Origin of the sequence: Natronomonas sp., from assembly GCF_047616845.1 — an archaeon.
Lineage (GTDB): Archaea > Halobacteriota > Halobacteria > Halobacteriales > Haloarculaceae > Natronomonas.
In genome coordinates, this window is record NZ_JBLGBY010000027.1 from 22,163 (window position 1) to 28,772 (window position 6,610).

The window sequence follows — 6,610 nt, forward strand, 5'->3', positions numbered from 1 at the left end:
CAATGAGCGACAACGAATCCACCACCGACGGAGACGAACCGCAGACGGACGGCGGCACTGGCATCGTCCCCCAGGACGACCAGGCGCCGACCTGGACGGAGCGCAAGGAGCGCACGCAGGGGCTGTCACGGCTGACCTACGAGTATTTCGAGCGCTCCCGCCGCGAGGACGAGGAGCTGCGCCGGGAGTCCGACTACGTCGAGCGCGACGTGTTGGCGTTCCCGACGTGGCCCCACGAGATGATCCGCAATCTCGCCTTGACCTCGTTCTTCCTCGGCCTGATGTTCTTCATCTCGGCTGCGATCCCGCCGCACATTCCGGGGCCGGCCGATCCCAACTCGACGCCGGCTGTCATCCTGCCCGATTGGTATCTCTACTGGTCGTTCGGGCTGCTCAAGCTCGTTCCGCTGAACCCCGAGCTGACGCTGCTCGGCGGCCAGAAGCTGATGAGCGACCGTGTCTACGGCGTGCTCGCGAACCTCGTGGTCGTTGGCATCATCTCCATCGTGCCGTTCCTCAACAAGGGAAGCGCTCGACGGCCCGTCGAGGAGCCGTTCTGGGCGGCTATCGGCGTCGGCGGCGTGGTCTTCGCGTTCACCATCGCCGTGCTGGCGGTGAAGAACCTCGTGACGGCGACGTTCCCGCTCGGCAACCACGAACTGTTCGACCTGACGTTCCTCCTGCCGGTCGTCGCCGGGTTCATCGCGTACTCGGTGCTGAAGACGATGCGTGAGGGGTACATGTTCGAGCTGAACCGCCGGTACTACCGCCTGCGCCCGCCGAAGTAACGTACGGCTCGCGGTTCGCGTTTCGGCACTTTTACTCGCTGTCCCGTCGTTATGTCGGTAATGGCCGATAACACGAGCAGCGCGGACGCGGCCGTGGCGCCCGACGCTGACACCGATGTCGATGCCGGGGAAAGCGCGGGCGAGGAAGGCAAGACGGAGGCGGAAGCGGACACGGGGGCGGAGACGCCCGGCGGCCGCGACATCGTCGTCCCGCTGCGGCTATACAAGACGGTTACTGTCTTCTCGACGCTTTTCGCTATCGTCTCGATACTTCTCGGATTCGTGTTGCTCGACCGGGGGACACAGCGGGCAACGGCAGCACCGGAGGACGTGAGCCTCCCGCTCGTCGCGCTTGCGCTCGGGCTCATCGTGGTCGGGAGCGCGGTGTATGCGTTCTCCACGCGGTTCCGAACCGAGGGAATGGGAAAGTCTAAAGACGACACCGACGAACCATCAGATAATGGCTGACGAATTCGCCAAGGGGCTCGGCATCCTCACCGGCGGCGGGCTGGTGTGGTTGGCCATCTCCGCGTGGCTGACGACGGAGAGTTTCGAGGGGACACAGCTCATCGCACCGCCGCCGGAAAGCGTCGGCACCTACGGCGAACTCGCCCTGTTACTCCGGGACGTGACCGGCTGGTTCATGATCTTCGGCGTGTTGGTCTTCTGGATCGTCATTCCGGCGTTCCGCGAACTGCAGGCGTATCGCAGCGGCAGCGCGGAGTAGCCCGTTCGACGTTTTAGCGGCCGTCTCAGTTCTCCAGTAGCGGGTGCTGTCGCTCGTGTCGTCTCACACAGCACCGACTACGTGATTTCGGATGCGGCGGGAGACCTCGTGGACAAAGAGCGCGCAGCAGCAGAGAACAGTGACAGCGAGGAGCCGCGGACGCGAACAGCGGGGCGCGGTCAGATGACGACGCTCCAGTACGGTCGGACGAGGAAGAACAGCGCCTGATAGGCGATGTACAGCAGCGCGAAGACGGAGGCGCCGATGGAACCCCAGGGTCGCTCGATGTCCCAGCCCTGTCGGGACTCGACCTTCCGGGCCTCGAACTCGAAGAAGTCCGAGAGGAAGACGCCGAGGACGAGCAGCGTGACGATCAGGCCGGCGTGGCGCTCGACGGTGAGGTAGTAGAAGCCGCCGACGACGAGCAGGAAGTTCGTCGCCACACGGAGCGGGTGACGGCTAATTTTCTCGGGGCCCGCTTCGGCCTGGCTTGCGATACGATTGTACTCGAGGCCTCGGCCGACCATGTTGAGGACGATGAGCCCCAGCATGACGTAGCCGATCACCGGCCCGAGAACGGTGTCGACCGGACCGAATAGCGTCACCGATGGATCCATGTCTGTTCGTCGGCACCGATATCATTAATGTGTTTCCAAATCGGGGCATTCACCAGCAGCATCGCGATCAGATCTCCCGTTCGACGACGAACTCGGCGAATGCGGTGAGTTTCTCGGTCGGTTCGGGCGCTAAATCCAGCTCCTCGAGGTGGCCGGTGGCAGATTCCGAGAGGTCTTGGGCCGTCTGCTTCGCGTACTCGACGCTTCCGGCGGCCTCGAGGATGTCGATTGCCTCCATAACCTCCTCGTCGGTGTTCTCCTCGCTCCACAGCAGCTCTTCGAGCCGGGCGATGTCTTCCGGCGCTGCGTTGTCGGCCGCGTGGATGACCATCAGCGTCTTCTTGCCCTCGCGGATGTCGTTCCCGACGCCCTTGCCGAAATCACCGCCTTCCTCGAGGGCGTATTCGACATCGAGAACGTCGTCGGCGATCTGGAAGGCGACTGCCATCTCCTCTGCGTACTTCGCGACGGCCATCTCGTCGTCCTGATTCTCGGTAACGATGGCGGCAAGGCGGGCGACGATACGGGCGAGACAGCCCGTCTTGCAGGCACACATCTCCAGGTACTCCCCTTCGGAGATGCGGACTGCCTTCTCGTTGTGCCAGCAGATATCCATCCCCTGTCCGAGGTGGGTTCGGTTGAGTTCGTGGGTCAGCATCTCGTAGGCTGCCAGGCGGGCGTCCGGCGGGAGGTCGGCGGGATCACGCGTAAGCACCTTCAGCGGCAGGAAGTACATCGCGTTGCCGGCGTTGAGCGAGATGTCGGTACCGTGGGTGTGGTGGAGTGCGGGCTCGCCGCGACGATGTGTCGCACCGTCTTCGACATCGTCGACGATGATGGTGCCGTTGTGGAGTATCTCCGGAATCGCGGCGTATTCGAGGAACTCCTCGGGGTCTTCGTCGAACGCCTCGACGAAGAGCAGAAAGAGGACGGCCCGCCACCGTTTCCCACCGCGGTCGAGCAGTTCCCAGATGGGGTCTGCGAGCGCGTGTTGAATCGCGGTCGAGTCGTACGCGTAGGTCGCATCACCGAAGAAGTCAGTAAGATAGGCGTCATCCACTGTTCGGGGGAGCAGCGATTCGATGGTCTCATCGACCACCGGCCGCCACTCGTCGAGTACGCTGCGCATATCACCGGCTTGCGGTGCCAGGGTAAAAACCCTCCCGTGGCGGCCGCCGTGACGAGGGACTTTTGACCTCCCCGGACGTTCCACCGAACAGATGAGCGGACAGCGTGTCGGCATCATCGGGGACGGCGGGCTCGCGGACGTAGTCGAGACTGCGGGCGGCGAAGCCGTCGTCGGCCTGCCCGAGAAACTGGACGATGTCTCCATTGTGCTCGCCGCGGGCGAGGCTGCACTCGTCGAGGTGGCGCGTGCCCCCGTCGATGCGCCGGTGTTGCCGGTCGATGCCGGCGCTGGCGTCCGGTCGGTGCCGCGTTCGGCCGTCGAATCAGCCCTCGAGCGACTGCTCGAGCGAGCGGCGCCGACCGAACGTCACCCCGTCATCTCGGCACGAGGGGCGTTCGCGGCCGTCGACGCGCTTCTCGACGTCGCGTTGATGGCGGCCGAGCCCGCCCGCATCTCGGAGTTCTCGGTGCGATGTGACGGCGAGCAGGTCGCACGCTTCCGTGCCGACGGCGTCGTCGCGTCCACGCCGGCCGGCAGCGTCGGGTACAACAGCGCGGCGGACGGGCCGGCAGTGGCCCCCGAAACAGACGTTCTCTCGGTCGTTCCGGTCGCGCCGTTCGCGACCGACGCCGACCGGTGGATACTGCCGGCCGACGAGGTTGTGCTGTCGGTCGAGCGCGACGAGACGCCTGTCGAGCTGCTCGCCGACGGTCGAACCGAACGGACGGTCGCCGCTGGTGACCCGGTCACGCTCTCACATTCGGCCGATCTCGAGACGTTCGTCGTGCCCGAAAGCGGCCGGTTCTTCTGATACGGATTGTTGTAGTCGTTTCCCGGCGAACGCCGAGCCGTCCCGGCCGCTCGCCGGTAATTTGGTACAACAATCGTATGATACGGACGGCTGTACGTCATGTCCGCATCGACCGCCCGACTGCGGGTGGTCGTCGCGATACACAGATACAGCAGTCCGTATGAGCATATCTCACGGTTTATCTGCCTTCGCGCCACAGATGTCTTCATGAGCGATTTCGAGTACGACCTACTCGTCGACCTCACCGAGGAACGTGGCGTCCCCGGCTACGAAGACCGCGTGCGCGAACTCGTGCGTGAGGCCTTGGAGCCACACGTCGACCGAGTTCGCTCCGATGCGATGGGCAACCTCGTCGGCAGCGTCGGCGACGGCGACTACGACGTGGTCGTGCCGGCCCACATGGACGAAATCGGCTTCATGGTCAAACACATCGGCGACGACGGGTTCCTCGAACTCGACGCACTCGGTGGCTGGGATCCGCGGATTCTGCGCGCCCAGCGCGTCACCGTCCACACCGAGAACGGCGACCTCCCCGGCCTCATCGGCTCGGTGCCGCCGCACACGCTCAGCGAAGCGGAACGCGAGAAGACGCCGGACGTGGAGGACGTCAACGTCGACCTGGGGCTTGACGCCGAAGACGTAGAGGAACACGTCGCTGTCGGCGATCTCGTCACGATGGATCAGAGCACGGCGCGAGTCGGCGAGTTCATCTCGGGCAAATCGCTCGACAACCGCGTCTCCGTCTTCGCGATGCTCGAAGCCGCCCGTCGCATCGATGACCCCGACGTAACCATCCACTTCGCGGCGACGACCCAAGAGGAAGTCGGACTCCGCGGGGCCGAGGCCCTCGGCGTCGATTTAGACCCCGACCTCGTCCTCGCACTCGACACCACCGTGGCCAACGACGTGCCGGGCTTCGAGGCTGGCGAACGGGTGACCGAACTGGGTGACGGGGCCGGTATCAAGCTCAAAGACTCGAGCGTTATTACGAATCACAAAGTCCACCGCCGGCTGCGCACCGTCGCGCGAACCGAGGATATCGACCACCAGTTCGAGGTGCTTCCGGCCGGCGGCACCGACACAGGAGGCCTCCAGCGCACCTCCGGCGCGACACCCGCAGGCGCCATCTCGGTGCCGACCAGGTATCTTCACACCCCGACCGAGAGCGTCCACGAAGACGACGTGGGCGACGTCATCGACCTCATCGTCGCCTTCCTCGAAAGCGAGGACGGGACGAACGATTACACGCTGTAGAACGGCTCAGTCCCACGTCGGCCGGTAATCGGCTGCTTCACCCACTGGCGGGTCGGTGTTGACCCATTCGGCGCGTGCGGCGTCGCTCGTGATGGTCTCCGTCGTGCCGCCGTCGATGCTGTAGGTCACCGTCGCATCCGACAGCGAGCAGTGGGCGTTGTATCTGGGGGTATCATCCGGGGCCATGTAGGCGACCGTCTGCCAGTGGTCGGGATCGGCCTCGATGGTCGCCTGGAGTTCGATACCCTCGCCTTCCCCGCGGAACCGCCAGTGGCCCGGTTCGTCGTGAGTGATGCTGTTCGCCGAGGGGCTGATGGTCAGGACGTGTTTCAGCCGATTGAGCGCGTACACCTCGCCGTCCGTGCGGAAACATAGCGAGAGCTTGTCGTCGAGCCGAAGCGCCTCCAGCACGGCGTCGCTGTTCTCGAAGTCGTTGCACTGCACCCACGTCCACTCCTCCGGTGGGTTCGAGGAGAGCGTATGGCCCTGATGACCCGGCGCATCGTCGAGTTCGATGGTGCGGTCGCCGACCGTGATTTCGCCGGACATGAACACCGACTGATTCCGGCTCCAGTGTTTGCCTGTCCCGAGGATGGCTGACAGCAGATTCGTCAGCGTCTCGCTGCGCAGCGGCGTGAACGCGTACGTGTCCGGCTCGTAGTCGAGCTCCCACGAGACGTCGCCGATGGTGCCCGTCGCCGACGACGAGGTCAGTGCGCCGTCGCCGATGGTCAGCCCAAAGGGGTCGCTGTCGGGCCAGACCTCCTCGAAGGGGTACGATTCAGTGACGAACTGGGAGTTCTCGGGGTTCTCGTGGTCGGTCAGCGCCGCCCACAGCCGACCCTCTTGGAGGCCGTCCGCCGTCGAAAGCAGCGTGTAGCGATACCAAAAGGCGAGCGAGCCGTCGTGGGGGCTGACGAGCGAATACCACACCTCACGGCCGGGCTCGCCGACAGAGAGGGGCCACGCCAGATCGGGGTCGTTCGGGTCGGGCTGCATGGCATGGACTGTTACCGGCCGTGGAGTTATAGCTTGGTGGTCGCGAGAAATAATCCACTCCTCGCCCCGGTCAATCACAGAATCTGCTCGTCGATGTCATCGATTCGCTCCTCCATTTTTATACGAAAGAAGTGGTACCGTATTGGTTATATATTATATTTTTCTAACTGTTTGAGATTGGGGCCTCAAACCAAGCGAATCCCTACTCAGGCTCTTGAGACCCGATATTTTCGCTGTGTTACTGCAGCAGAGCAAGAAAAACGATTAGAAAGTTAGTAGACTCCT

The 6,610-nt window shown here is 63.9% G+C and carries 8 protein-coding genes; 5 read left to right on the top strand and 3 right to left on the bottom strand.

The genetic code is table 11. The annotated features are described in order from the left end of the window. Window positions 1-2 precede the first annotated feature (2 nt). The 3 genes from ACI8UR_RS07105 to ACI8UR_RS07115 are packed head-to-tail and all read left to right on the top strand — an operon-like array spanning window position 3 to window position 1,515. Window positions 3-788, top strand: coding sequence for a cytochrome bc complex cytochrome b subunit (locus ACI8UR_RS07105; protein WP_411713782.1), 786 nt, complete (start codon window positions 3-5; stop codon window positions 786-788). 60 nt (window positions 789-848) lie between these two features. Next, window positions 849-1,256 (top strand): hypothetical protein, encoded by a 408-nt coding sequence (locus tag ACI8UR_RS07110; RefSeq protein WP_411713783.1) that lies wholly within the window; start codon window positions 849-851, stop codon window positions 1,254-1,256. Next, window positions 1,249-1,515 carry a hypothetical protein gene (locus ACI8UR_RS07115; RefSeq protein ID WP_411713784.1) on the top strand — a complete coding sequence of 89 codons (267 nt, stop codon included), beginning with the start codon at window positions 1,249-1,251 and terminating at the stop codon, window positions 1,513-1,515. The genes ACI8UR_RS07110 and ACI8UR_RS07115 overlap by 8 nt, the downstream gene beginning before the upstream one ends. 179 nt (window positions 1,516-1,694) lie before the next feature. Here ACI8UR_RS07115 and ACI8UR_RS07120 read toward each other — a convergent pair whose 3' ends face one another. Together ACI8UR_RS07120 and ACI8UR_RS07125 are read right to left on the bottom strand one after the other, a co-directional pair. Beyond that, window positions 1,695-2,132 carry a hypothetical protein gene (locus ACI8UR_RS07120; protein ID WP_411713785.1) on the bottom strand — a complete coding sequence of 146 codons (438 nt, stop codon included), beginning with the start codon at window positions 2,130-2,132 and terminating at the stop codon, window positions 1,695-1,697. 67 nt (window positions 2,133-2,199) lie between these two features. After that, on the bottom strand, window positions 2,200-3,261 hold the full coding sequence (locus ACI8UR_RS07125) for a polyprenyl synthetase family protein (protein WP_411713786.1): 1,062 nt from the start codon (window positions 3,259-3,261) through the stop codon (window positions 2,200-2,202). Window positions 3,262-3,352: 91 nt separating this feature from the next. On the opposite strand from ACI8UR_RS07125, the gene ACI8UR_RS07130 reads away from it, so the two are divergent. After that, window positions 3,353-4,072 (top strand): ATP-NAD kinase, encoded by a 720-nt coding sequence (locus ACI8UR_RS07130; protein ID WP_411713787.1) that lies wholly within the window; start codon window positions 3,353-3,355, stop codon window positions 4,070-4,072. Between the two features lie 207 nt (window positions 4,073-4,279). Then, window positions 4,280-5,326: a M42 family metallopeptidase gene (locus tag ACI8UR_RS07135; RefSeq protein ID WP_411713788.1), complete on the top strand. Its 1,047-nt coding sequence runs from the start codon at window positions 4,280-4,282 to the stop codon at window positions 5,324-5,326. Window positions 5,327-5,332: 6 nt separating this feature from the next. Here the strand turns inward: ACI8UR_RS07135 and ACI8UR_RS07140 are convergent, their stop codons facing one another. Next, window positions 5,333-6,325: a hypothetical protein gene (locus ACI8UR_RS07140; RefSeq protein WP_411713789.1), complete on the bottom strand. Its 993-nt coding sequence runs from the start codon at window positions 6,323-6,325 to the stop codon at window positions 5,333-5,335. Window positions 6,326-6,610: the final 285 nt, after the last annotated feature.

What these genes read in the sequence shown, in the direction of transcription:
- ACI8UR_RS07105 (WP_411713782.1), top strand. Translation starts at nt 3, where the DNA reads ATGAGCGACAACGAATCCACCACCGACGGAGACGAACCGCAGACGGAC.
- ACI8UR_RS07110 (WP_411713783.1), top strand. Translation starts at nt 849, where the DNA reads ATGGCCGATAACACGAGCAGCGCGGACGCGGCCGTGGCGCCCGACGCT.
- ACI8UR_RS07115 (WP_411713784.1), top strand. Translation starts at nt 1,249, where the DNA reads ATGGCTGACGAATTCGCCAAGGGGCTCGGCATCCTCACCGGCGGCGGG.
- ACI8UR_RS07120 (WP_411713785.1), bottom strand. Translation starts at nt 2,132, where the DNA reads ATGGATCCATCGGTGACGCTATTCGGTCCGGTCGACACCGTTCTCGGG.
- ACI8UR_RS07125 (WP_411713786.1), bottom strand. Translation starts at nt 3,261, where the DNA reads ATGCGCAGCGTACTCGACGAGTGGCGGCCGGTGGTCGATGAGACCATC.
- ACI8UR_RS07130 (WP_411713787.1), top strand. Translation starts at nt 3,353, where the DNA reads ATGAGCGGACAGCGTGTCGGCATCATCGGGGACGGCGGGCTCGCGGAC.
- ACI8UR_RS07135 (WP_411713788.1), top strand. Translation starts at nt 4,280, where the DNA reads ATGAGCGATTTCGAGTACGACCTACTCGTCGACCTCACCGAGGAACGT.
- ACI8UR_RS07140 (WP_411713789.1), bottom strand. Translation starts at nt 6,325, where the DNA reads ATGCAGCCCGACCCGAACGACCCCGATCTGGCGTGGCCCCTCTCTGTC.